Origin of the sequence: Spirillospora sp. NPDC052242 (assembly GCF_040679555.1) — a bacterium.
Lineage (GTDB): Bacteria > Actinomycetota > Actinomycetes > Streptosporangiales > Streptosporangiaceae > Spirillospora.
In genome coordinates this window covers 93,836-116,605 of the sequence record NZ_JBFAUZ010000002.1, presented here as the reverse complement: position 1 = coordinate 116,605, position 22,770 = coordinate 93,836, and the positions used below count along the sequence as shown (strand labels likewise).

Sequence of the window (22,770 nt, the reverse complement as noted above, 5' to 3'; positions counted from 1 at the left end):
TCTGAACGCTATTTTTTGTGGTCGCCGCCATGGATCTGGTCGACGGCGTGGGCGAGGACGCGCCCGAGGACGGTCATGCCGTCGCGCACGCCGCCGGTCGAGCCCGGCAGGTTGACGATGAGGGTGCGGCCGGCGACGCCCGCGAGGCCGCGGGAGAGGATCGCGGCGGGGACGGCGTCCCGGTTGTCCATGCGGACGGCCTCGGCGATCCCGGGGATCTCACGGTCGAGGACGCGGCGGGTCATCTCGGGGGTCAGGTCGGTGGGGGTGAGGCCCGTGCCTCCGGTGGTGACGACGACGTCGTAGCCCTGCGCGACGGCGTCGCGGAGGACCTGCTCGACCGGTTCGCCGTCGGGGACGACGACGGGCCCGTCGACGCGGCAGCCGAGGTCGGAGAGCATCTCGACGAGGACGGGCCCCGACCGGTCGGGGTACACGCCGGCGGACGCCCGGTTGGAGACGGTGACGGCCATCGCCCTCATCGGCGCCACGTCCCGTGCTTGCCGCCGGTCTTCTCCTCGACGCGGACGTCGGTGATCACGGCGACCGGGTCGACCGCCTTGACCATGTCGACGAGGGCGAGCGCGGCGGTGCTCACGGCGGTGAGGGCCTCCATCTCGACGCCCGTGCGGTCGGCGGTGCGGGTGACGGCGGTGATCGCGACGCCGGCGTCCTCGATCGTCAGGTCGACGGTGACGCCGTGCAGGGCGATCGGGTGGCAGAGGGGGACGAGGTCGGGGACGCGCTTGGCGCCCATGATCCCGGCGATGCGGGCCACGGAGAGGGCGTCGCCCTTGGGGACGTTCCCGGCGCGGAGCGCCGCGACGCAGGCGGGCGAGAGGCGGACGAACCCGGCGGCGGTCGCGGTGCGGGCCGAGACGTCCTTGGCGGAGACGTCGACCATGCGGGCGGCGCCCTCGTCGTCGAGGTGGGAGAACCCGGTCATGCGGGCAATCTCATCACGTCGACCGTGCTGCCCGCGGGGAGGGTCTCGACGTCCTCGGGGACGGTGATGAGCGCGTCGGCGGACGCGAGGGACGCCAGCTGGTGCGAGCCCTGCACGTCGGCGGGGTCGACCGTGTAGCCGTCGTCGTAGGTGAGGCGCGCGCGCAGGAAGTGCCGCAGGCCCGCAGGGGACTTGATGTCGCCGGACAGGACGGCCTTCACCGTGGGCAAAGGCTCCGGCGGGAGCCCCTGCATGGCGCGTAGGGCGGGACGGACGAACACTTGGAACGACACGTAGGCGCTCACCGGGTTCCCGGGCAGGGTGAAGATGGGCGTGCCTTCCATGAGGCCGAACCCCTGCGGTTTGCCCGGACGCATGCCCACCTTGTGGAACTTCACGGTTCCGGTGAGCGCCTCCTTGACGACGTCCCGGGAGCCCATGGAGACCCCGCCGGACGTGATGACGGCGTCGGCGCGGACGAGCTGGTCCTGCAGCATGTCGCGGACCGAGCCGGGCTCGTCGTCCACGGTGGAGTGCCGGTAGCCGACGCCGCCCGCTTCGGCGACGGCGGCGGTCAGCATGAAGCTGTTCGACTCCCAGATGTGCCCGTGCCCCAGGGTCGTGCCCGGTTCGCGCAGTTCGTCGCCGGTGGAGACGACGACGACGCGCGGCTTCGGCCGCACGGTCACCCGGGCCCGGCCGACCGCGGCGATCATGCCGAGCTGCGGCGCGCGGAGCCGGGTGCCCGCGGCCACGACGACCTGGCCCTCGCGGACGTCCTCGCCCGCGCGGCGGATGTAGTGCCCGGGCGGCGCGGACCGGACGATCCGGACGCGCGCCGTCCCGCCGTCCGTCCACTCGACCGGGATCACCGCGTCGGCCCCGGCGGGCATCGGCGCGCCCGTCATGATCCGGGCGGTCAGCCCGGGGCGCAGCGCCGACACCGCCGGGTCGCCCGCGACGACGTCGCCGACCACCGGCAGCGTCACCGGGTCGGCCTCGGTGGCCCCCGCGACGTCGGACGCGACGACGGCGTAGCCGTCCATCGCGGAGTTGTCGAACGGCGGCAGCGGGACGGGCGCGGAGACGGGCTCGGCGAGGACCGTCCCCCGCGCCTCCAGCAGCGCCAGGTCGAGCGGCGGCAGCACCGTGACGCTGCCGAGGATGTCGTTCAGATGCTCGTCGACCGTTCTCATGCACTCAAGTGTGACGGGGCGTCACGCGTTCCCGTCGCCGCCCACGCCGTCCTGCGCCTGGACGAACTCGCGGAGCCACGGCAGGAACTCCGGCGACAGGTCGGGGCGTTCCGCCGCGAACTGGACGACGGTGCGCAGGTATTCGAGCTTGTTGCCGGTGTCGTAGCGGCGCCCGCGGAACTTGACCCCGTACACGCCGCCGCCCTCCTCGGCGGGCATGTCGGCGAGCGTCCGCAGCGCGTCGGTGAGCTGGATCTCGCCGCCGCGGCCGGGCGGGGTCTTCTCCAGGACGTCGAACACGGCGGGGTCGCAGACGTAGCGGCCGATGATGATCCAGTTGCTGGGCGCCTCCTCGGCGGACGGCTTCTCGACCAGGTCGCTGATCCGGACGACGTCGTCCTCGCCGGTGGCCTCGATGGCGGCGCAGCCGTAGGCGGAGACCTGGTCGGCGGGCACCTCCATGAGGGCGACGACGCTGCCGCCGTACTCGCCGCGGACCTCGATCATCCGCTGCAGCAGCTTGTCGCGCGCGTCGATCATGTCGTCGCCGAGCAGGACGGCGAACGGCTCGTGCCCGACGTGCTGGCGGGCGCAGTGCACCGCGTGCCCGAGGCCGCGCGGCTCGCCCTGCCGCACGTAGTGCATGATCGCGAGCTCGCTGGACTCGCGGACGGCGGACAGCCGGCCGTCGTCGCCCTTGGCGCGCAGGGCCTCCTCGAGCTCGTAGGCTCGGTCGAAGTGGTCCTCGATGGACCGCTTGCTGCGCCCGGTGATCATGAGGACGTCGCTGAGCCCGGCGTCCACCGCCTCTTCGACGACGTACTGGATCGCCGGTTTGTCGACGATGGGAAGCATTTCCTTGGGCGTCGCCTTCGTGGCGGGCAAGAATCGGGTACCGAGCCCGGCCGCCGGGACGACCGCCTTGGTCACGGGTGCGATATCAGTCATGTAGAGACCTTAGTAAGCCGCGAGGACGACAGCGTGCACGACATCGGAACGAAGACCGGCCTCCGCACGAAACTGCTGGGTAACCGTGCCACAATGCCGCCGCACGAGCGCGCGGAGGCGGGCCGGGCGCTGCGCGACGCGCTGCTGTCCGTGCCCGAGGTGGAGATGGCCGGGACGATCGCGGCGTACGTTTCGGTCGGGCCGGAACCGGACACCCGCAGCCTTCTGTTCGCCCTGTGGAAGCGCGGCACGTACGTGCTCCTCCCCCTGCTGCTGCCGGACGGCGATCTCGACTGGGCGTCCTACGAGGGGCCCGACTCGCTCGTCCCCGGTTCGCGCGGCTGCCTGGAGCCGACCGAGCCGCCGCGCGGTCCCGGCGCCGTGTCCAGCGCGGACGTCGTCCTCGCCCCGGCGGTCGCGGTGGACGAGTCGGGCATGCGGCTCGGCCGGGGCGGCGGGTCCTACGACCGCGCGCTGGCCCGGGTGGGCCCCGCGATCCTGACGGTCGGGCTCGTGTACGACGGCGAGCTGGTCCCGGCGCTGCCCGCGGAGCCGCACGACCGGCGCGTCCGGGCCGCCGCCACGCCGTCCCGGGGGCTCGTGCGGTTCGGGTGACCGGGGTGCCGTTTCCCCTCGTGCCCGGCATCGCCGGAGCCGTCCGGAATGGCCGGAAGCGGACGCCCGCATAAGGTGACCGGGCGGGACGATCGCGACATCCCGGAACGCGATCGAGGTCGGCTTCACCTGGAGGTTCGAGATGACGGCGCCGTGGCGGATCCTGTCCCTGCCCCCGATCGACGAGGCGGTCGTGCGGGGCCTGCTCGCGCCGCTCGGCGACGCGGCCGAGGTGCGGTTCCCGGACCCCGCCGACCGCTCGGGCCTCCTCGCGGGCCTGGCCGACGCCGAGATCGTCATCGGCGACTTCACCGGACGGCTCGCGCTCGACGCCGAGGCGGTCGCGGCCGCGCCGCGCCTGGCGTTCGTCCAGATGCCGGCCGTGGGCACCGACAGCCTGGACGTCCCCGCGCTGACCTCCCGGGACGTGCCGGTGGCGAACGCGGCGGGATTCAACCGGCGCGGCGTGGCGGAGTGGGCGGTCGGCGCCGCGTTCGCCCTGTGCCGGCACCTCGCGTGGGGCGACCGGGCGGTGCGCGCGGGCGGCTGGCCGCAGATGGAGATCGCGGCGCGGCGGCCCCGGGAGGTGCACGCGCAGCGCGTCGGGATCGTCGGGTTCGGGGCGATCGGTTCCGAGATCGCCCGCCTCTTCCAGGCGCTGGGCTGCGACGTCTCGTACTGGACGCGGCGCCCGCGCCCCGAGGCGTCCGCGACCTACCGCGAACTGGACGACCTCGTGGCGTCGTCCGACATCCTCGTGCTGGCCGTCCCGCTGACCGCCGAGACGCGCGGGCTGCTCGGCCCGGACCGCCTCGCCCTCCTGCCGGACGGCGCCCTGCTGGTGAACGTCGCGCGCGGGGGCATCGCGCCCGACGACGCCGTCCTGGCCGCCCTCGAGTCGGGACGGCTGGCCGGTGCGGCCCTCGACGTGTTCGACGTCGAGCCGCTCCCGGACGGCCATCCGCTGCGCGCGCACGACCGGGTGCTGCTGTCGCCGCACGCGGCGGGCGCCTCGGACCTGTCGCAGCTGAACCTCGTGACGATGGTGCGCGACAACGTCGTCGCCGCGGTCCGCGGTGAGGACGTGCAGAACGTCGTCAACGGGGTAGATCCGCAGGTCAGGCGGCGTTAAGGCCGGGTCACGGGGATTCCGACACTCAACCCGAAATGCGCAAATGGGCGTTCAATCTGTAGGATCCCTAAACGATCAACTTTGACGACCCCGCGAAGGGTGGGATGTGCAGCTCGACATCTGGCTACTCCTCGGGGCCACGCTCGTACTCAGCGCCATCGTCGCCGTCCGGCTGTCGCACCGGGCCGGGCTGCCGACCCTGCTCGCGTACATGGGGCTCGGCCTCTTCATCGGCGAGTCCGGCCCCCTCCACATCCACTTCGAGGACGTCGAACTCGCCGAGACGCTCGGGCTCGCGGCGCTCGTCCTCATCCTCGCCGAGGGCGGTCTGACGACGAACTGGCGGCACGTCCGCTCGTCCGTCCCGGCCGCGATCAGCGTCGCGACGATCGGGACGCTGCTCAGCATCGTCATCGTCGCGCTGCCCGCGATCTGGCTGATCGGCCTGGACTGGCGCGCGGCGTTCCTGCTCGCGGCCGCCCTCGCGCCGACCGACGCCGCCGCCGTCTTCTCCGTCCTGCGCAGGCTCCCGCTGCCGTCCCGCGTGACGGGCCTGCTGGAGGCCGAGTCCGGCTTCAACGACGCGCCCGTCGTGATCATCGTGATCGCGCTCGCCACCACCGAGGGCGTCCCGAACCTGTTCGAACTGTCGGCGATGCTCGTCTACGAGCTGGCCGTCGGCACCCTCATGGGCATCGCGATCGGGTGGCTCGGCGCCCAGGCGCTGCGCCGCGTGGCCCTCCCGGCCTCCGGCCTCTACCCGATCGCCGTCCTGTCGATGTCGATCGGCGCGTACGGCGCGACGTCGCTCATGCACGCCAGCGGGTTCGCGGCCGTCTACGTCAGCGCGCTCGTCCTCGGCAACGCCCGCCTCCCGCACCGTCCCGCGACCCGGGGCTTCGCCGAGGGCGTCGGCTGGCTCGCGCAGATCGGGCTGTTCGTCATGCTCGGCCTGCTCGCGTCCCCCGGCGAGCTGCCCGCGCAGATCATCCCGGCGCTGGTCATCGGGTCGATCCTGCTGTTCGTCGCCCGTCCGCTGTCGGTGCTGGTCTCCACGCTCGGCTTCCGGATCCCGTGGGGCGAACGGATGTTCATGTCGTGGGCCGGGCTGCGCGGCGCCGTCCCGATCGTCCTCGCCACCATCCCGATGGTCGAGGAGCTCCCCGGCTCCGACCGCAGCTTCGCGATCATCTTCAACATCGTCGTCGTGTTCACCCTGCTGCAGGCGCCCACGCTGCCGCTGGCCGCGCGGCTGTGCCGGCTGGAACGCGACGACGAGACGCGCGAGCTGGACGTGGAGGCCGCGCCCCTCGAGGAACTGCACGCCGACCTGCTCGAGGTCCGGATCCCGGACGACTCCCGGCTGAACGGCGTGGAGATCTTCGAGCTGCGGCTCCCCGCGGGCGCGTCCGTCACGCTGATCGTGCGGAACGGGTCCAGCTTCGTCCCGGAGCCCACCACGCCGCTGCAGTCGGGCGACACCCTGCTGGTCGTGACGACCGAGGAGGTGCGGGACGTCGCCGAGCGCCGCCTGCGCGCCGTGAGCCGCCGCGGGAAGCTCGCCGGCTGGTTCGGCGAGACCGGCGCTTGACCGTCGGCGGACGGACCGGGGAACAGACCGGGGACGATTCCTGTTCAACTCACGGGTACCATTAGCAGTCGTTCAGAGTGAGTGCCAGTCCGGGGCCACCCGCCGGGCTGAGTCAGCTAGGAGGAACCGTGCCGACGTATCAGTACGTTTGCACCGAGTGCGGCGAGCCTCTGGAGGTCGTGCAGAAGTTCAGCGACGACGCGCTGACCGATTGCCCGGCGTGCGAGGGCAAGCTGCGCAAGGTCTTCTCCGCGGCGGGGATCATCTTCAAGGGGTCGGGCTTCTACCGCACCGACAGCCGCGGCTCGGGGAAGTCGACCGTGGGCTCCTCGTCCGGCGGCTCGTCGAACGGCTCGTCGAACGGCTCGTCGTCCTCGTCGGGCGACTCCGCGAAGTCCGACTCGTCGGCTTCGTCGTCGTCCTCGTCCTCGTCGAGCGGCGACTCCGGGTCGTCCTCGTCGTCCAAGGAAAAGGTCGCCTGACTTCGCCGTACGGGTGGGGGCGCCGGCCGCGCGGCCGTCGCCTCCGCCCGTTCCGCGCTTTCTGAACCCGGACGGACGCCGCCCGCGTCCGGCGTGACGCGGGGTTCGTCCCGTCCGTCCCGTTTCGGCCGTCTGCGGCGGTCGAGCGGCCCGTGCCGCTCCCGCCGCCCCGGCCCGTCCGCCCCGGCCCGAAGTTCCCGCTCTCGTCGAACGTCATCCGAGAGGACCGGGCCGAGCCCCGGGCCCGCCGCCACGTCGGCCATCCCCGGACACCGCTCCCACCTGCGGTGACACCGTTCCCTCCTGCTTCCGGCGGAGCCGAGGGCGCCCCGCGCCGCCTCCCGGGCTTGCCGGGACGCCCCCTCCCCTACGTCTCCAGGCCGAACGCGGTCGCCGGCCCTGCATCCCTGGACGTACGGCGATTCGCTCCCCTCACCCGACGCGTGAGCGGCCCCGTCCCGGCGAGCATTGCTCCGTAAGGAATCGCGCGGACGGCGCGGGCCGCGGACGCTCGCGAGCCGACCGGCACCCCCCGGCCGCAGAACAAGATAGTACTTGACTTCTCTCGCCAGCCGAGAGATTCTGAGCGCCAACGCGACATATCGCGTCTTTCACCCCGCTTGAGCACGGCGGAGAGGAACCATGAGCGAACGCAGCCCGGCGCCCCCAGGCGCCCACCCCAACCGACTGGCCGGATGGATCGCCGGCCGCCGCACCAAGTGGGCCGTGCTGGCCCTGTGGATCGTCCTGCTGGCCGCGCTCGGCCCGCTCGCCGGGAAGCTCGGCGAGGTGGAGGAGAACGACGCGTCGTCCTGGCTGCCCGAGGGCGCCGAATCGACGCAGGTCGTCGAGTTGCAGGAGCGCTTCCGGACCGAGGAGTCGATGCTCGCCGTCATCGTCTACGAGCGGCCGTCCGGCATCACCGGGGCGGACCGCGCGGCGGTCGCCGAGAACATGACGGCCTTCCGGGCGCTGCCCGGCGCCGAGACCGTGCAGGGCCCGATCCCGTCCGAGGACGGACGGGCGCTGCAGGTGCTCGTCCCCCTCACCGGCGAGGACACCCTCGTCGACGCGGTGGACGACGCCCGCGACCTCGCCCAGCGCGGCCCGCCCGGCCTCGAGGCGCACGTCACCGGGCCCGCCGGCGCGGGCGCCGACCAGTTCAAGGTCTTCGAGAGCCTCGACGGGTTCCTGCTGATGGCCGCGGGCGGCGTCGTCATCGTGCTGCTGCTGCTCATCTACCGCAGCCCGATCCTGTGGTTCGTCCCCGTCCTGAGCGCGCTGTTCGCCCTCGGGCTCGCCCAGTCGCTCGTTTACCTTCTCGCCAAGTACGCGGACCTGACGGTCAACGGGCAGAGCGCGGGCATCCTGACCGTCCTGGTCTTCGGGGTCGCCACCGACTACGCACTCCTCCTCGTGGCCCGATACAGGGAAGAACTGCACCGGCACGAGGACAGGCACGAGGCCATGGCGTTCGCGCTGCGCCGCGCCGCCCCCGCCGTCATCGCGTCCGGCGCGACCGTCGCCGCCGGGCTGATCTGCCTGCTGCTCGCCGCGATGAACTCGACCGCCGGCATGGGCCCGGTCGCCGCGGCCGGGGTGCTGACCGCGCTCGCCGCCATGCTCACGCTGCTCCCCGCACTCCTGGTCGTCTGCGGGCGCTGGCTGTTCTGGCCGCTGATCCCCCGCTACGACGCCAAGTACCTGGAGCCCGAGGCGTACGAGGCGGAGCACGGCATCTGGAGCCGGATCGCCGCACTCGTCGGCCGCCGCCCGCGCGCGCTCTGGGCCGGCACCTCGGTCGCCCTGGCCGGTCTCACGCTCGGCCTGTTCTCCCTCAACGCCACCGGACTGTCCAACGAGGGCATGTTCACCGGACGTCCCGACTCCATCGCGGGCCAGAGCGTCCTGGCAGAGCACTACCCCGGCGGATCCGGCTCCCCGGCCGTCGTCATCGCCCCGGGCGGCGCCTCGGACGGCCTCGCGGCGGCGATCCGCGGCACCGAGGGCGTCGCGGGGGTCGGCGCGCCGCAGACCGCGGCCGGGCTCGTCCAGTACGAGGCGACGCTGCGGGCACCGGCCGACAGCGAGGCCGCGCAGCGGACCGTCGAACGCCTCCGCGACACGCTGCCCCCGGACGCCAAGGTCGGCGGGACCACGGCCATCAGCGTGGACACGAACGAGGCGTCGTCCCGCGACAACCTCGTCATCATCCCGATCGTCCTGGTCGTCGTGTTCGGCATCCTCGTGCTGCTGCTGCGCGCGCTCGTCGCGCCGCTGCTGATGATGGCGACGGTGATCCTGTCCTTCATGGCGTCCTTGGGCGCCTCCGCGCTCTTCTTCGAGCACGTCTTCGGCTTCGAGGGGACCGACGCGTCGTTCCCCCTGCTGGCGTTCATCTTCCTGGTGGCCCTGGGCGTCGACTACAACATCTTCCTGATGCACCGCGTCCGGGAGGAGTCGCTGTCGCTCGGGACCCGGCGCGGCATCCTGCGCGGCCTGACCGTCACCGGCGGCGTCATCACCTCGGCGGGCCTCGTTCTGGCCGCCACGTTCGCGGCCCTGGTCACGCTGCCGCTGGTGTTCATGGTCGAACTCGGCTTCGCGGTCGCCCTCGGCGTCCTCCTGGACACCCTGATCGTCCGCTCGCTCCTCCTGCCCGCCCTCGCGCACGACATCGGCCCGCGCATCTGGACGCCGAGCCGCCTCGCCCGCGAGGAACCGGCCGGCGAAAAGCCCAGAGTGCACCAGCTCGTCCGCTGACCTCTCCGGGCGGGGCGCCCGCCCCGCCCGGAGTTATCCACAATCCCGAACGCCCTGACGCGCCCGCTCCCCCGCTGGCTAGTGTCGGCCCCATGTCAACCACGGCTCCCCTCGGCGTCATCGGCGGTTCCGGCTTCTACTCCTTCCTCGACGACATCGAGGAGGTGCACGTCGACACCCCGTACGGGCCGCCCAGCGACCCCGTCGCCGTCGGCGAACTCGCCGGACGCCGCGTCGCGTTCGTCCCCCGCCACGGCCGCGACCACCGGTACCCGCCGCACAAGATCCCCTACCGCGCCAACCTCTGGGCCCTGCGCGCCCTCGGGGTGAGACAGGTCCTCGCCCCGAGCGCCGTCGGCTCCCTCACCCCCGACCTCGGCCCGGGCACCCTCGCGATCCCCGACCAGCTCGTCGACCGCACGTCCGGACGTCCGCAGACCTACTACGACGAGGGCGCCGCCGTCCACGTCTCCTTCGCCGACCCGTACTGCCCCCGCGGCCGCCGCGCCGCCCTCGGGGCCGCCCGCTCCGCGGGCTGGAACCTCGCCGACGACGGCACCCTGGTCGTCATCGAGGGCCCCCGCTTCTCCAGCCGCGCCGAATCCCGCTGGTTCGCCGCGCAGGGCTGGACGCTGATCGGGATGACGGGCTACCCCGAGGCCGTCCTCGCCCGCGAACTCGCGCTCTGCTACACGCCGCTGTGCCTCGTCACCGACCTCGACGCCGGCATCGAGGAGGGCGAGGGCGTCACGATGGACGAGGTCCTGCGGGTGTTCGGCGAGAACGTCGGCCGCCTGAGATCCCTCGTCGCCGACATCGTCACCGCCCTCCCCGCCGAACGCGACTGCGCCTGCCCGAACGTCCTGGACGGCATCGACGTCCCCCTCGAACTCCCCTGACCCCTCGAGAACCCCACGCCCGGCCGTCGGGTCAGCCCCGCCCCCGACGGCCCGGACAACGACGAGGCTCACCCCGAGCACCCACGCGCGAGGGAGCGCAGGGCGCCCTCCAGGGCCCGCCGCAGAACGCACACATCGCCCCCGGCAAACCACCAGCGGGCCGAACCACCGCCGGTAAGGCACCGCCGGTCGAAACATCGCCGGTAGAACCACCGATCGTCCACCGGAGGAGCAGGTGACCCGCTTAACGTCCTCGCCCCGCCTGCGCCGGCCGCTCGCGACGCTGTTCGCCGCGGCCGCCGCCTGGCTCGCCCTGCTCACCCTGCGCCCCGACCCGCCCCCGACCGTCCGGGTCCTCGCCGCCGCCCGCGACCTCCCCGCCGGAGCGACCCTCGCACCGTCCGACGTCCGTCCCGTCCCCTTCCCCGCCGGCGCCGTGCCGTCCGGCGCCATCCGCTCGGGCGCGACCGGACGCGTCCTCGCGGGCCCCATGCGCCGCGGCGAACCGCTCACCGACGTCCGCGTCATCGGCGACCGCCTGCTGCGCGGCCACGGCCCCGGCAAGGTCGCCACCCCGGTCCGCATCGCCGACGCCGACACCGTCCGGCTCGTCCGCCCCGGCGACCGCATCGACGTCCTGGCCGCCCCGCCCGAAGGTCTGCCCGACGTCCCCGAACCGCCCCCGGCCGGAGAAGCCCCACCCGACATCACGAACCACGCTCCGGCCGCCCACACCCCGCCGCCCGCCGCACTATCGAGAACACCCCCCGATGCCGCAGCGCGGCCCGCGCGGCCCGCCCACCCCGCCCTGTCCGCCCGTCCCGCTTTGGCGGCCCGCCCTGCCTTGGCCGCCCGTCCCGCTTTGGCCGCCCGCCCTGCCCTGGCCGGACGCCCTGCCCTGGCCGGATGCCCTGCCCTGGCCGGATGCCCTGCCCTGGCCGGACGCCCCGCCCTGACCGGACGCCCCGCTGTGGCCTCCCGCCCCGCCCTGGCCGCCCGTCCGGCAACCTCCCCTTGGGGAGCCGCACGCGTGGTGGTGTCCTCCGTCCCGGTGATCGCGGTACCGGCCGCCGACGAGAAAGCAACCCGAGACGGCGCCCTGCTCGTCCTCGCCACCACCAGATCCCAGGCATCCGCCCTAGCCGGAGCACGAACAGACCTCTCAGTAACGATCGCCCCCACCTGACCCACCACCCACCCGACCGTTCAGGACGAGTATTTCGCCTGGGCCCGGACGAATACGCCGCCGCCGAGGGCGCATGCGGCGAGGACGACGCCGAACGTCGTGGCGGCGCTCGTCAGGCCGATCGCGTCGCCCAGGTGGCCCGCCGCGACCGGCAGGAGGCCCGCAGGCAGGTAGCCGCCGAGGTTGAACGCGGCGTTCGCCTCCGCCAGCCGCGACGGCGGCACGGACGCGTTCAGCAGCGACAGCCCGGCGAACTGCCCGAGTCCCTGCCCCGCACCGGCGAGGACGGCCGCGACGAGCAGCACACCGGTCCGGCCGGTCCACACGGCCGCCACCAGCGACGCCATCGCGATCGTGGTGGCCGCCGCGCCGGTCGTCAGGATCGTCCGCCGGGGCAGCGTGCGCGCCGCGAACTGCACCCCGGTCGCGGCCGCGAACATCGCGAAGGCCGTCCCGCCCGCGGCGGCCCGGTCGCCGGTGTGCAGCAGCGACGGGCCGAGCGAGAGCATGAAGGACGTCGCGGTGATGCCGGGCGCGAACACCGCGACGCCGAGCGCGAGGCGACGCCCGTCCCCGCGCGGGACCCGCGGCACCCGGACGAACCCGCCTGCGTCCGGCGCGGGCCGTCCCAGCGGCATCCGCACCACCACGACGACCGCGGCCGCGAGCAGCGCGGCCTCGACGGCGAACACGGTCCGCGTGGGGGCCGGCAGCGTCTCCGAGAGCACCCCGGCCAGCAGCGGGCCGAGTCCCGCGCCGAGCACCATCGCCGTGGACGCCAGGAGCGCGGCCGGTCGCGCGCGCCGCGCGCCCGCGACGTCCGTCACGGCCGCCATGCCCGCCGACACCACCGCGCCGACCGCGATGCCGGTGAGCAGCCGCGCGGCCATCAGCGCGGCGACGGACGGCGCGGCGGCGAACACCCCGCACGCGACGAGCGCGAGCCCGAGCGCCGGCAGCAGCACCGGCCTCCGGCCGAACCGGTCGGACAGCACGCCCGACACCAGCAGCGAGCCGATCAGTCCCGCGATGTAGCACGCGAAGATCACCGTGAGCGTGCCGTCCGAGAACCCGAGTTCCCGCTGCCACAGGACGTACAGCGGCGTCGCCGCGTTCGACAGCACGAACACCGCCGTGACCGGCCACGCCGCGAGCCACACCCACCGCATCGATCCCCGTCCCCGCACGAGCCCTCCCTAAGTTCGATTTAACTCGTACTTGTACGAGTTTGGTCGAACTTAGCATGCAGTACGATCAGACTCGTACTGATGGTGAGGAGGCCGTCCATGCCCGACATCAAGGTGCTGCCGGAACCCGCCGGGCTGCCGTCCCCGCTCCCCGAGCCCGACGCGGCGGAGCTGAGCCTCCCCGTCGTCCTCGGCGCCCTGAGCGACCCGCTGCGCCTCGGGATCGTCCGCAAGCTCCTCCTCGACCGCGAGGAGTTCGACCACCCGTGCGGCTGGTTCGGCATCGACCGCCCCAAGTCGTCCCTCACCCACCACTTCAAGGCCCTCCGCGAGGCCGGCGTCCTCCGGCAGCGCCAGTACGGCCTCGAACGCCGCAGCGAGGTCCGCATCGCCGACCTCGACGAACGCTTCCCGGGCCTCCTCAACCTCGTCGCGTCCTGGACCACCCCCTGATCCCCACTCCCCCCACCGGTCCCGGACCCCCGTCCCCAACCCCCGACCAGCGCCCGGCACGACGGGCATCCGCCACGCCGAGCGTCCGACTGGACGGACGTCCGGCACAACGAACGCCCCACACGACGGACGTCCGGCACAGCGAGCATCCGGCGCAACGGGCACCCGGCGCGGCGGGCGTATGGCTGGACGGGGGGCGGCGGTCGTAGGTGTCGGTCGTGTGCCGGGTTCGCAAGGGTCCGGAAGGGCATCGCACGGCGGGCAGGAACGGGCGTCACTTGCGGACGGGAGGGGGCGCGGCCGGGCGGGGAGGCGGCCGGGTGGGCGCGGCCAGGCAGGTGGGGCGGGGAGGCGGCCGGGCAGGTGGGGGCGGGGGCGACTTGGCTAAATGAGCGGTCGAACCATACGATCCGTGACCGTTCCGGTGCGTGCAGTTCGGATCGTGCGCCGGGGCGGTCTGCAGGCGCGTCCGAACGGGCGCGTCACCCCCGAGGAGTGGAGCGTTCGATGAGTGGTTTCAAGAAGTTCCTGCTGCGCGGCAATCTGGTCGACCTCGCGGTCGCGTTCGTGGTCGGCGCCGCGTTCGCGGGGCTCGTGAAGGACTTCGCCAACTCGTTCATCACACCGCTGATCGCGCTGATCGGCGGCGAGCCCGACTACACGGGGCTCGCGGTGACGATCAACGGGACGAAGTTCCCGTACGGGATCTTCCTCACCTCGGCGATCGCGTTCCTGATCACCGCGGCGATCGTGTACTTCGTCGTCGTGCTGCCGATGTCGAAGCTCATCGAGCGCATGGACCGCAACCAGGAGATCACCGAGCGGGACTGCCCCGAGTGCCTCGGGACGATCCCGGTCAAGGCCCGCCGCTGCCAGTTCTGCACCGCGGAGGTCGCGCCCGTCCAGGCGCCCGCCTGAGGTCAGTGGGCGCTGTCGGTCCCGTACTCCCAGTGCCACGGTTCGAACGGATTGCTGTAGGCCCACGCCGGGTGGAACCATCCGTACCGCTCGGCGTTGGCCTCCAACCAGGTGAACTGGACGGACCCGGCGTTCTGGACGCCGCCGCACAGGTCGAGGGCCTGGCCCTTGCCGTGGTTGCTGGTCCCGGGGACGGCCGCGAAGCCGGGGCGGCTCGCGTAGACGCTGTGCTGCTCGGACAGGCTGCGGTAGGCGTCGGTCACGCACATCTCGCGGCCGAACCGCTCCTTGTAGGCGGCGTTCAGCTTGTAGAAGCCCAGTGCGGCGTCCGCGCGGAGCTGGTGGCCCTCCTGCGGCAGGTCGCAGAGGTACTTGGACGGGATCAGCCCGTTCGGGAAACCCTTCGCCTCGGCCACCAGGCCCTCGTCGCACTCGAGCTGCACCCGCTTCGACCGGGGGAGGTCGCCGAGCAGGCCGTTGAGCTGCTCGGTGAGTTCGGCCGACCGCTTCTTGAGCGAGGCGATGTCCTGCTCGACGCGGGCCTGCTCGACGGCGTTGCTCGACTGCAGTTCCTGCGCGGTGGACGCGAGTTCGCGGTGGCGGCCCTGGAGGTCGTCGGCACGGTCCACGAGCGACTGCTGCGTCTGCGCGAGCATCGCCACGTCCGCGGTCGAGCGCAGCACCTGCACCGGCTCGCCGCCGCCGAAGATCGCGAGTGAGCCGGTGGCGTCCGGATGCTGGTAGGACGTGTTCGCCAGCCGGGCCACCGGCTCGCGGATCCGGTTGAGTTCGGCTTCGGCCGCGGCCAGGTCCTTCAGCGTGGTGCGCAGCTTCTCCTGCGACTCCTCGAGGGCCTTCTGGCGGTCCTTCATCTCGCCCGTGGCCTTCTCCAGTTCCTCGCGGGCCTTGTCGGCCTCGCTGCGGAGCTTCTCGTAGGCATCGGCCGGACCGTCGGCCGCTCTGGCGTCGCCGTGCGCGGAGAACATCGCCATCACCAGGAAGACCGCGGTCAGCGCAGCCGACCGGGGGTTCGGCACGGTGGTTTTCCTCCTGATGCCCGAATGCGGATCAGCGGCCAGAACGCTACCAGAACCCGGACGGGCACCCTGCGTCATCGGCGATGCCGACCCGGCACCGGTTCAGCGGTCGCCGTCGCCGCGCCAGCGGCACCACCGTTCGAGGAACGGGACGTCCTCCCACCTGCACTCGCGCCGTTCCCCGGACCGCTCGGCCCGCTGCGGCGCCGACGACCTGCGCGGCGTCGCGGCGGGCGTGGGCGCGGGGGCCGGGGGCGGCGGCGGGGTGAGGGTGTCGGCCTGCGGCCCGGCCTCCGGCGCGACGTACTTCCCGTACGTCGGCTCCGCCGCCGGCGTCATCTGCTGGACGGGCGTCACGGCGCGGGCCGAGCCGTCCCGTTCGCCCCCGAGCGTGAACGCGCCCGCGGTCGCCAGGACCGGCACCGCCACCAGGACGCCGATGATCGCCGTCCGTCTCCGCCGGGGCGTCCGCTGTTCGACCTGACCCGCCTCCGACTGCCCATGATGCCGACCCGTCACGGCACCGAAGCGTACCGAGGTCGCCGCACCCGGCCTAGCGCCATCCCCACAGATTCCGCGCACCGGATATCAACTCACCCCACACCGCCGGTGCGGCCGATGGGACAGGACGGACGAACGGGATAAGGACGCGCGTCATCGGCGCCCGTCCTCTACCCTGTAGGTGCCGTCCGCTACGCTCGTGCGGCGAGCGACGACCGGCCTCCGTAGCTCAGGGGATAGAGCACCGCTCTCCTAAAGCGGGTGTCGCAGGTTCGAATCCTGCCGGGGGCGCACTCATCGACCCGATCGGGCTCCTGGCCGGGGGGTCAGGGGCGGGGCAGTAGGGGCACGTCGGGGTGCTCCACCAGTTCGGTCTCCTCGCGGCGGATGCGTTCGCGGCCCCAGTCGCCGAGCGGCTCCAGCGCCTTGTTGAGGGCGCGGCCGTGGTCGGTCAGGGAGTACTCCACGCGGGGCGGGACCTCGGCGTAGACCTCGCGGTGGATCAGGCCGTCCTGCTCCATCTCGCGCAGGTGCTGGGTCAGCATCTTCTCGCTGACGCCGGGGAGCCCGCGGCGCAGTTCGGCGAAGCGCCGGGTGCCGAGTTCGTTCAGCTCCCAGAGGATCAGGCCCTTCCACTTGCCGCTGACCACGTCGAGGGCGGCGTCGATTCCGCAGAAGTACGGGCCGCGCCTGGCCGGCTTCGTCATACGCGAGCCTCACTAACTCGAAGGTAAGTACCCCAGAAGATAGTGGGTACTTCCGGGTTCGCCGCAACGGTCCCAGCATGGAGGCGACGCGATCGACGATCAAGGAGTTGCTTCCATGACGAATACACAGGCGGCCGTCGCGATGCTCGGGATGGGTGCGATGGGACGGGCGCTGGCCGGTGCGCTCGTCGACGCGGGACGTCCGGTGGTCGTGTGGAACCGGACGCCGGGGAGAGCGGACGAGCTGGTCGGGCGGGGCGCCGTCGAGGCCGGGCTGCGGGAGGCGGTGGCGGCGGGCGGGCCGGTGGTGGTGTGCCTGTACGACCACGCCTCGGTGCACGAGACGCTCGACCCGGTGGTCGAGGAGCTGCGCGGGCGCACGGTCGTGAACCTGACGACGACGACGCCGGACGAGGCGCGGGAGCTGGCGGCGTGGGCGGACGCGCACGGGATCGCCTACCTGGACGGTGCGATCATGGCGACGCCGCCGATGATCGGCGCTCCGGGGGCGCAGATCCTCTACAGCGGGTCCAGCGAGGTGTTCGAGGAGCACCGGGAGCTGTTCGGGCTGTGGGCGGACGCGGCGTACGACGGTGCGGACGCCGGGACGGCGTCGCTGTTCGACCTCGCGATCCTGGCGGGGATGTACCCGCTGTTCAGCGGGTTCCTGCACGGGGCCGCGATGGTGCGGTCGGCGGGGTTCACGGCCGCGGAGTTCGCCGCGCGGGCCGCGCCGTTCCTCGCCGCGATGACCACGTCGTTCCCGCACATGGCGCGGGTCGTGGACGGCGGCGACTACGGCGACGCGGGGCAGAGCCTCGACTGGACGGTCACCGCGCTGGACACGATCGCCCGCGCGAGCCGCGAGCAGGGCGTCGAGCCGGTGCCGATCGACATGGTCGCGGGACTCGTCCGGCGGCAGATCGAGGACGGGCACGGCGCCGACGACTTCGACCGCATCATCGAGAGCATGCGGGGGTCCGGCGCGGCCGCACTTCCCCGGTGATTTCGCAAATGGCGGGTAGGTGAATTCTGGCTGGACGTTCGCGCCGGATCTGGCGATTCGGCGCGTTCGCCTGCCAGCCTGGAGGGCCCCGCACCGACTTCGACGCCTCCAGGAAAAGAAAACAACGGTGAGTCTCGGTTTCGAATGGGACTTCGGCTCGATCGTCGCCGCCCTCAGTGTCGTGATCCCCTTCATGGCGTTCGTGTGGGAGTTCGTGGTCGTCCGGCGGAAGCGGCTCGGGTACCGGGTGCAGATGGACACGCTGGCGACGGACACCGCGCACGCGCCGAGCGCGGACGTCCTCGCGCGGATGCACGACGACGGCAGGCCGCTCAACGAGCCGTCGTTCGTGCTGCTGCGGGTGGAGAACGCGGGGCTGACGGAGATCGTCGAGGGCGACTACCTGACGCCGCAGAACGACTGGTCGGGAATCCGTGTGACGTTCCGGGACCGCCGGGTCGTGGGTTTGGCGGTCACCGAACTGAGCCAGCCGGAACTGCGGGATTTCTTCATCGCGCAGGACGAGAACGGCACGCGGGAGGCCGACGGATTCGGCATCGCCAGTGACGGGGACGCGGGCGTCATCAATCTGCCGAAGGTGAAGCTGAACACGGGCGCCCATTACAAGGTGCTGGCGGTGCTGGAACGCAGTTCCGGCGAGCCCGGGGAACGGTTCTCCAAGCCGGAGTTCCGCGCGGACGTGTCCGGCCGGTCGAACCGCTGGGTCCGCTGGGTGTCCCGGCTGAAGCTGGCGCGGACCGAGAGCCACACGTTCGCGTCGCGGCCGGCGCTGGTGGGCATCGCGCTGCTGACGACGGCGGTGCTCCTGCAGTCGAGCCTGGCGCTGTTCTGGCGGGAGGAGCCGCCGCCGCTGGACTGCGTCGGCGGGACGCTGCGGTTGCACGGCTCGACGGCGTTCGCGCCCGCGGTGACGGAGGCGGCCGAGCGGTACGCGGAGCTGTGCGGCGGGAAGGGCGCGGCGATCCCCGTCGGACCGGCGACGTTCCAGGGCAGCACCGAGGGCGTCAACGCGCTGGAGCGGGCCGGGGAGGACGCCGGGATCGAGATCGGGGCGGGCCTGGACGACCATCTGGCGTTCACGGACGGGCGGGCCGTGGGGAATCATCCCCGGCTGCTGGCGCGGCCGATCGCGTACTCGCTGTTCACCCTCGTGGTCAACGCGGACGCGGGGGTGGAGAACCTGTCGACGCAGCAGATCCGCGACATCTACGCCGGGGAGATCACGAACTGGTCGGAGGTGGGCGGCGCGTCCGTCCCGATCCAGCTCGTCAACCGGCACCGCGGGTCGGGGACCCGGACGGCCCTGGAGGAGCGGGTGCTGAACGGCTCGGGCCGTCCGCGGGTGAGCGTGCGGGAGGCGACCGTGGGCGACTGCGCGGCGCTGGCGCGGGACGAGCCGGGCGGCTGCGAGGTCGGCCGGACGCCGACGCTGCTGCGGGAGGTCGCGGACGTCCCGGGGGCGCTCGGGTACAGCGAGGCGGCGAGCGCCGCGGCGGCCGAGGACGTCGTGCGGGTGCGCATCGACGGGATCCCGGCGACGCTAGACGGCGTCGAGGACGGCCGGTACCCGTACTGGCAGATCGAGTTCGCCTACACCTACGGGGAGCCGCCCGCCGACTCGATCGCCGCGGCGTTCCTGCGCTACCTGACGGACCAGGGCGGCAAGGACGTCCTGCGCGAGTTCGGCGACCGGCCCTGCTCGGAGACGCGGTTCCCGCTGCTGTGCGAGCCGGCGTGACCGTCGCCCGGCCGCCGCGGGCGGGCCTACCGGCGGACGTCCAGCCAGACCAGGCGGTGGTCGGAGGACGGGAACGGGTAGGTGCCGGTCAGCCGGGACAACGGGTCGGACGACACGGGCCAGAACACGCCGCCGCGCACGGTGCGCATCCCCCGGGACGGGAGGACGTAGTCGACCCGCAGGTTGCCCGGGGCGGTGTCGGCGAAGTCGGCGGTGTCGTGGCGCGGGTCGCCGTCGTGGGCGAGGTTCGCGCCGCCCTGCACCTCGGCGGCCTCGGCGGCGCCCCGGCTGGACGGCACGGACGACGCGTCGACGCGGGGGTTGCGCAGGAGCTGGTGGATCGCGCCGTCGAAGCTGTCGCCGTCGTTCGGGTCGGCGTTCTGGTCGCCGGCGATGACGAACTGCGCGCCCGGCCGCAGGCCGCCGCGCCGCCCGCGGTCGTCGTAGATGTAGCGGCCCTGCCACGGCCGGACGTAGTCCGCCCAGAAGCGGATCTCGTCGTGGTTGCGGCGCCCGTTGCGGTCCTCGGCGCCGTCGAACGACGGCGGCGTCGGGTGGCTGGCCAGGAAGTGCACGGTGCGGTGGCCCACGCGGATCGGCACGTCCCAGTGGCTCTTGGACGACAGCCGGACCTTGTTCAGCTCCTCGTCGCCGTACCAGTCGGACGGCGTGTGGGTCGTGGCGTCGTCCGGGAGCACGGCGCCCGGCATGTCCTTCCACAGGAACTTCTGGAAGGTGCGGACCTGCCGGTGGTCGATCGGGTAGCGGGAGTAGACGACCATGCCGTACTGGCCGGGGAACATGCCGTAGCCGTAGGCGTCCTGCCCGTAGGGGTCGGAGCCGGGCTCGGTGACCGCCTTGCCGTCGTTGTCGAGGTCGAGGCCGGAGGCGATGCCGGTGTTGCTCGGCGCCGTGTAGCGGTAGCGGTACCGGATCGGTTCCGCGCCGCCCTGCCCGACCGACAGGTAGTTGTCCTGGAAGAGCCGGGCGGCCTCGCCGCGCCGGTCGTAGTCGAACTCGTTGACGAGCAGGACGTCCGGGCGGGCGCGCTGGACGATCTCGGCGACCGTCCGGGCCTGCTCGTCGGTGCGGGTGGACAGGTCCGCGACGAGTTCGCCCTCCGCCGCCCGGTTCAGCGACGCGTTGAAGGTGGCGAACCGGACGTCGGGGGCGTGTCCGGGTCGTCCGCCGTGGGCGGACGCGGCGGGCGCGGGCAGGGCCACGGCCGCCGCGGCGATCGCCGCCGCGGCGAGCGCCACGGGGGCACCGGCACGGATCATGAACTCTCCTTCGGCTGTCCCGGGCGGCGCCCGGGGTGGGGGCCCGGCCGGCGGGACCGGCCGGGCGGGCGCTCTCCGGTCAGGCCCGGACGCGCACGGCGAGCGCGTACACGCGGGTGATCTGCGCGGCGCCGCCGTTGTCGTCCGACACGAGGTACAGGACGCGGCGGCCGTGCGACGCGGGGCCGCCGAGCGCCATGCCCTCGATGTTGTCGAGGAGCGGGTTGGGCTGCGGCTGCTTCGCGGTCGCGCCGGACGGCGGGCAGTCGACGAGGTCGACGAGCAGGTTCTTGCGCAGCACGGCCGGCGAGCCGGCGGGGACCGACGCGGCGTCCGAGACGTCCGTCGCGCGGCGCGTCGACGTCTCGTAGATCCGCACGGTGTTGCCGACGCCGGACGTCCATCCGCGTTCGAGGGCGAGCAGCCCGCCGTCGCGGAGGGCGACGAGCTCGACCAGCCCGAGGCCCGGGTCCGTCCGGTACGCGTACTGGGCGGCGGGCCGGAAGTCGCGGCCCGGGCGGCGGTCGTAGCGCAGGACGCGGTTGACGCCGGGCGCGTCGGTCGCCAGCGAGCCCTCCATCCCCGCGTACAGGGTGCGGCCGTCGCGGGTGGCGGCGAGCGCCTCGAACGTCTGGTTGGCCGCGGCGCCGCCCGCCGGGGCGACCCGGAACCGCTCGGGCACCGGCAGCTCGGCCCGCTGCCGGCCGGTCCGCGCGTCGAACCGGCGGACGGACGGCTCGGTCTCCGAGCTCACGAGCAGCGTGCGTCCGGCCGGCTCGACGACGAGGCCCTCGCCGTCGAGGTCGGCGCCGGTGTAGGGGGTGCCGTCGGGCCGCTTCAGGGTCGTGACGTCGCGCGCCGCCGCGTGCAGGCCGCCGCGGTGCGTCCGCAGCGACAGGCCGTACACGCGGGCGGGCGTGGTGCCGATGTTGTCGACGAGCGCGACGGCGCGGCCGGGGCGGGTGACGGCGAGCGCCGAGAGCCCGGACACGGCCGTCCCGTCCAGGGTCGTCTTGTCGAGGGCGTCGGAGAAGCCGAGCAGCGCGGCGGACGGCGAGCACGCCGCGGCCCGCGGCGGGGACGCGGCCGCGGCCGCGGCGGCGGGAACGGCGAGGGCGCCGCCGAGCATCAGCCCGGCCGCGGGGACGAGCAACCTACGTGACCACATGTCGGCCTCCGGGGGAACGCATGACCCGTGAGCGTACGGCGGGCGGGCCCGCCGTACCCCGAGCATGATCGAAGCACCCGCCGAACATCAGGTGAACGCCCGTTTCAACCCGGTTCCGACCCGGTTCCGGTCCGGTTCCGGCGGGCGGCGCGGGCCCGCGATCCCCGGCGGGACGGCTGGGAGGACGGGCGATTTCGCCGATGTCCGGGCTCCGGTGCGGGTTCTACGGTCTCCGACTGACCGGCCCCGGACGTGCGGGGCCGGGGCGAGACTCGTTCCCCCCTGCGCCCTCGGGCGTGAAAAGAGGCTCTGTCATGTCCCTTCGGAAGTCCGTACGCCGGTTCGCGGCCGTGGCCCTCGCGGGCGCGGCGGGCGCCGCCTGCCTGACCGCGGGCACCGGGTCCACCGCGGCGGCCGCGTGCTCCGACGTCGAGGTGGTGTTCGCCCGCGGGACGGGCGAGCTGCCCGGTCTCGGCATCGTGGGAACGCCGCTGGTGAGCGCGATCAAGGCGAACCTGCCCGGGAAGTCGGTCGGCTCGTACGGGGTGAACTACGCGGCCGATTACGCGCAGCTCAGCGCGGGGGCGGGCGCGACCGACATGAGCAACCGGATCAAGTCGGTGGCCGCGTCCTGCCCCGGGACCTCGTTCGTCATCGGCGGGTACTCGCAGGGCGCGAGCGTCACCGACATCGCGATCGGGATCCCGACGCCGCTGGGGCGGGGCGGCACCATCCCGGCGGACCTGGCGCCGCGCGTCAAGGCGGTGGTCGTCTACGGCAACCCGCTGCGGCTCTACGGGCAGACGGTGAACAGCGCGAGCCCGGCGTACGGCCGGAAGGCGCTCGACATCTGCAACAGCGGCGACCCGGTGTGCGGGGCGGGCGCGAACTTCTTCGCGCACCTGACGTACCCGCTGAACGGCACCGTCGACCAGGGCGCGCGGTTCGCCGCCGACCGGGTGCGGGCCGGCTGAGCGGTCCGGGCGGCCGCGGGTC

22 protein-coding genes, 1 tRNA gene and 1 pseudogene are annotated in these 22,770 nt (G+C 73.3%); 13 read left to right on the top strand and 11 right to left on the bottom strand.

Annotated elements, in window-relative coordinates; genetic code table 11:
* Positions 1-8: 8 nt before the first annotated feature.
* Genes AB0L25_RS02390 through galU form a run of 4 tightly spaced genes read right to left on the bottom strand, consistent with a single transcriptional unit; the run spans position 9 to position 3,090 of the window.
* Positions 9-482 (bottom strand): MogA/MoaB family molybdenum cofactor biosynthesis protein, encoded by a 474-nt coding sequence (locus AB0L25_RS02390; protein ID WP_500168088.1) that lies wholly within the window; start codon positions 480-482, stop codon positions 9-11.
* Positions 479-946, bottom strand: a complete 468-nt coding sequence (gene moaC, locus AB0L25_RS02385) for a cyclic pyranopterin monophosphate synthase MoaC (protein WP_500167799.1) — start codon at positions 944-946, stop codon at positions 479-481. Before moaC ends, AB0L25_RS02390 begins: the two co-directional genes overlap by 4 nt.
* Positions 943-2,142, bottom strand: a complete 1,200-nt coding sequence (gene glp / locus AB0L25_RS02380; RefSeq protein ID WP_500167797.1) for a molybdotransferase-like divisome protein Glp — start codon at positions 2,140-2,142, stop codon at positions 943-945. Before glp ends, moaC begins: the two co-directional genes overlap by 4 nt.
* Before the next feature lie 21 nt (positions 2,143-2,163).
* Positions 2,164-3,090 carry a UTP--glucose-1-phosphate uridylyltransferase GalU gene (gene galU / locus AB0L25_RS02375; protein WP_500167796.1) on the bottom strand — a complete coding sequence of 309 codons (927 nt, stop codon included), beginning with the start codon at positions 3,088-3,090 and terminating at the stop codon, positions 2,164-2,166.
* A gap of 33 nt (positions 3,091-3,123) precedes the next feature.
* On the opposite strand from galU, the gene AB0L25_RS02370 reads away from it, so the two are divergent.
* The 4 genes and pseudogenes from AB0L25_RS02370 to AB0L25_RS02355 form a co-directional block, all read left to right on the top strand.
* Positions 3,124-3,705 carry a 5-formyltetrahydrofolate cyclo-ligase gene (locus AB0L25_RS02370; RefSeq protein ID WP_500167794.1) on the top strand — a complete coding sequence of 194 codons (582 nt, stop codon included), beginning with the start codon at positions 3,124-3,126 and terminating at the stop codon, positions 3,703-3,705.
* A 142-nt stretch (positions 3,706-3,847) separates the two neighbouring features.
* A complete protein-coding gene (locus tag AB0L25_RS02365) occupies positions 3,848-4,837 on the top strand; it encodes an NAD(P)-dependent oxidoreductase (RefSeq protein WP_500167792.1) in 990 nt (329 codons plus the stop codon).
* A 106-nt stretch (positions 4,838-4,943) separates the two neighbouring features.
* The gene (locus tag AB0L25_RS02360) at positions 4,944-6,428 is read left to right on the top strand and encodes a potassium/proton antiporter (protein ID WP_500167790.1); all 1,485 of its coding nucleotides are present in this window, start codon (positions 4,944-4,946) and stop codon (positions 6,426-6,428) included.
* 77 nt (positions 6,429-6,505) lie between these two features.
* Positions 6,506-6,697 (top strand): annotated as a pseudogene (locus AB0L25_RS02355) (FmdB family zinc ribbon protein); the annotation flags it as partial.
* 14 nt (positions 6,698-6,711) lie between these two features.
* Here the strand turns inward: AB0L25_RS02355 and AB0L25_RS02350 are convergent.
* A complete protein-coding gene (locus AB0L25_RS02350; RefSeq protein WP_500168105.1) occupies positions 6,712-6,894 on the bottom strand; it encodes a hypothetical protein in 183 nt (60 codons plus the stop codon).
* 658 nt (positions 6,895-7,552) lie between these two features.
* On the opposite strand from AB0L25_RS02350, the gene AB0L25_RS02345 reads away from it, so the two are divergent.
* The 3 genes from AB0L25_RS02345 to AB0L25_RS02335 all read left to right on the top strand — a co-directional run bounded on the left by AB0L25_RS02345 (position 7,553) and on the right by AB0L25_RS02335 (position 11,758).
* Complete coding sequence (locus AB0L25_RS02345; protein WP_500167788.1) at positions 7,553-9,673, top strand: MMPL family transporter; 2,121 nt, start codon at positions 7,553-7,555, stop codon at positions 9,671-9,673.
* 92 nt (positions 9,674-9,765) lie between these two features.
* The gene (locus tag AB0L25_RS02340) at positions 9,766-10,572 is read left to right on the top strand and encodes an S-methyl-5'-thioadenosine phosphorylase (RefSeq protein WP_500167786.1); all 807 of its coding nucleotides are present in this window, start codon (positions 9,766-9,768) and stop codon (positions 10,570-10,572) included.
* A gap of 235 nt (positions 10,573-10,807) precedes the next feature.
* Positions 10,808-11,758, top strand: a complete 951-nt coding sequence (locus AB0L25_RS02335) for an SAF domain-containing protein (RefSeq protein ID WP_500167784.1) — start codon at positions 10,808-10,810, stop codon at positions 11,756-11,758.
* A gap of 20 nt (positions 11,759-11,778) precedes the next feature.
* Here AB0L25_RS02335 and AB0L25_RS02330 read toward each other — a convergent pair whose 3' ends face one another.
* Positions 11,779-12,945: an MFS transporter gene (locus AB0L25_RS02330; RefSeq protein ID WP_500167782.1), complete on the bottom strand. Its 1,167-nt coding sequence runs from the start codon at positions 12,943-12,945 to the stop codon at positions 11,779-11,781.
* A 99-nt stretch (positions 12,946-13,044) separates the two neighbouring features.
* Between AB0L25_RS02330 and AB0L25_RS02325 the strand changes: the two genes are divergently transcribed.
* Both AB0L25_RS02325 and mscL read left to right on the top strand, forming a co-directional pair.
* A complete protein-coding gene (locus AB0L25_RS02325) occupies positions 13,045-13,398 on the top strand; it encodes an ArsR/SmtB family transcription factor (RefSeq protein WP_500167780.1) in 354 nt (117 codons plus the stop codon).
* 507 nt (positions 13,399-13,905) lie between these two features.
* On the top strand, positions 13,906-14,316 hold the full coding sequence (mscL, locus tag AB0L25_RS02320) for a large conductance mechanosensitive channel protein MscL (RefSeq protein ID WP_500167778.1): 411 nt from the start codon (positions 13,906-13,908) through the stop codon (positions 14,314-14,316).
* Between the two features lie 2 nt (positions 14,317-14,318).
* On the opposite strand, the gene AB0L25_RS02315 is transcribed toward mscL, so the two are convergent.
* On the bottom strand, positions 14,319-15,353 hold the full coding sequence (locus AB0L25_RS02315; protein WP_500167777.1) for a D-alanyl-D-alanine carboxypeptidase family protein: 1,035 nt from the start codon (positions 15,351-15,353) through the stop codon (positions 14,319-14,321).
* A 102-nt stretch (positions 15,354-15,455) separates the two neighbouring features.
* Positions 15,456-15,872 (bottom strand): hypothetical protein, encoded by a 417-nt coding sequence (locus AB0L25_RS02310; protein WP_500167775.1) that lies wholly within the window; start codon positions 15,870-15,872, stop codon positions 15,456-15,458.
* Positions 15,873-16,072: 200 nt separating this feature from the next.
* On the opposite strand from AB0L25_RS02310, the gene AB0L25_RS02305 reads away from it, so the two are divergent.
* A tRNA-Arg gene (locus tag AB0L25_RS02305) sits at positions 16,073-16,145 on the top strand.
* Between the two features lie 35 nt (positions 16,146-16,180).
* Here the strand turns inward: AB0L25_RS02305 and AB0L25_RS02300 are convergent.
* Positions 16,181-16,561, bottom strand: coding sequence for a winged helix-turn-helix transcriptional regulator (locus AB0L25_RS02300; protein ID WP_500167773.1), 381 nt, complete (start codon positions 16,559-16,561; stop codon positions 16,181-16,183).
* A 115-nt stretch (positions 16,562-16,676) separates the two neighbouring features.
* Between AB0L25_RS02300 and AB0L25_RS02295 the strand changes: the two genes are divergently transcribed.
* Both AB0L25_RS02295 and AB0L25_RS02290 read left to right on the top strand, forming a co-directional pair.
* Positions 16,677-17,567: an NAD(P)-dependent oxidoreductase gene (locus AB0L25_RS02295; RefSeq protein WP_500167771.1), complete on the top strand. Its 891-nt coding sequence runs from the start codon at positions 16,677-16,679 to the stop codon at positions 17,565-17,567.
* A gap of 127 nt (positions 17,568-17,694) precedes the next feature.
* Positions 17,695-19,326 carry a substrate-binding domain-containing protein gene (locus tag AB0L25_RS02290; protein WP_500167769.1) on the top strand — a complete coding sequence of 544 codons (1,632 nt, stop codon included), beginning with the start codon at positions 17,695-17,697 and terminating at the stop codon, positions 19,324-19,326.
* Positions 19,327-19,352: 26 nt separating this feature from the next.
* On the opposite strand, the gene AB0L25_RS02285 is transcribed toward AB0L25_RS02290, so the two are convergent.
* Together AB0L25_RS02285 and AB0L25_RS02280 are read right to left on the bottom strand one after the other, a co-directional pair.
* On the bottom strand, positions 19,353-20,606 hold the full coding sequence (locus AB0L25_RS02285) for an endonuclease/exonuclease/phosphatase family protein (protein WP_500167767.1): 1,254 nt from the start codon (positions 20,604-20,606) through the stop codon (positions 19,353-19,355).
* Between the two features lie 79 nt (positions 20,607-20,685).
* Entirely contained in the window at positions 20,686-21,774 is a 1,089-nt protein-coding gene (locus tag AB0L25_RS02280) for an esterase-like activity of phytase family protein (protein WP_500167766.1), read from the bottom strand.
* Positions 21,775-22,088: 314 nt separating this feature from the next.
* Here AB0L25_RS02280 and AB0L25_RS02275 point away from each other — a divergent pair, with 314 nt between their 5' ends.
* Positions 22,089-22,748, top strand: a complete 660-nt coding sequence (locus AB0L25_RS02275; RefSeq protein WP_500167764.1) for a cutinase family protein — start codon at positions 22,089-22,091, stop codon at positions 22,746-22,748.
* The last annotated feature ends 22 nt before the right edge of the window (positions 22,749-22,770 follow it).

What these genes read in the sequence shown, in the direction of transcription:
- AB0L25_RS02300 (WP_500167773.1), bottom strand. Translation starts at nt 16,561, where the DNA reads ATGACGAAGCCGGCCAGGCGCGGCCCGTACTTCTGCGGAATCGACGCC.
- moaC (WP_500167799.1), bottom strand. Translation starts at nt 946, where the DNA reads ATGACCGGGTTCTCCCACCTCGACGACGAGGGCGCCGCCCGCATGGTC.
- AB0L25_RS02325 (WP_500167780.1), top strand. Translation starts at nt 13,045, where the DNA reads ATGCCCGACATCAAGGTGCTGCCGGAACCCGCCGGGCTGCCGTCCCCG.
- AB0L25_RS02280 (WP_500167766.1), bottom strand. Translation starts at nt 21,774, where the DNA reads ATGTGGTCACGTAGGTTGCTCGTCCCCGCGGCCGGGCTGATGCTCGGC.
- AB0L25_RS02295 (WP_500167771.1), top strand. Translation starts at nt 16,677, where the DNA reads ATGACGAATACACAGGCGGCCGTCGCGATGCTCGGGATGGGTGCGATG.
- AB0L25_RS02285 (WP_500167767.1), bottom strand. Translation starts at nt 20,606, where the DNA reads ATGATCCGTGCCGGTGCCCCCGTGGCGCTCGCCGCGGCGGCGATCGCC.
- galU (WP_500167796.1), bottom strand. Translation starts at nt 3,090, where the DNA reads ATGACTGATATCGCACCCGTGACCAAGGCGGTCGTCCCGGCGGCCGGG.
- glp (WP_500167797.1), bottom strand. Translation starts at nt 2,142, where the DNA reads ATGAGAACGGTCGACGAGCATCTGAACGACATCCTCGGCAGCGTCACG.
- AB0L25_RS02345 (WP_500167788.1), top strand. Translation starts at nt 7,553, where the DNA reads ATGAGCGAACGCAGCCCGGCGCCCCCAGGCGCCCACCCCAACCGACTG.
- AB0L25_RS02340 (WP_500167786.1), top strand. Translation starts at nt 9,766, where the DNA reads ATGTCAACCACGGCTCCCCTCGGCGTCATCGGCGGTTCCGGCTTCTAC.
- mscL (WP_500167778.1), top strand. Translation starts at nt 13,906, where the DNA reads ATGAGTGGTTTCAAGAAGTTCCTGCTGCGCGGCAATCTGGTCGACCTC.
- AB0L25_RS02390 (WP_500168088.1), bottom strand. Translation starts at nt 482, where the DNA reads ATGAGGGCGATGGCCGTCACCGTCTCCAACCGGGCGTCCGCCGGCGTG.
- AB0L25_RS02365 (WP_500167792.1), top strand. Translation starts at nt 3,848, where the DNA reads ATGACGGCGCCGTGGCGGATCCTGTCCCTGCCCCCGATCGACGAGGCG.
- AB0L25_RS02275 (WP_500167764.1), top strand. Translation starts at nt 22,089, where the DNA reads ATGTCCCTTCGGAAGTCCGTACGCCGGTTCGCGGCCGTGGCCCTCGCG.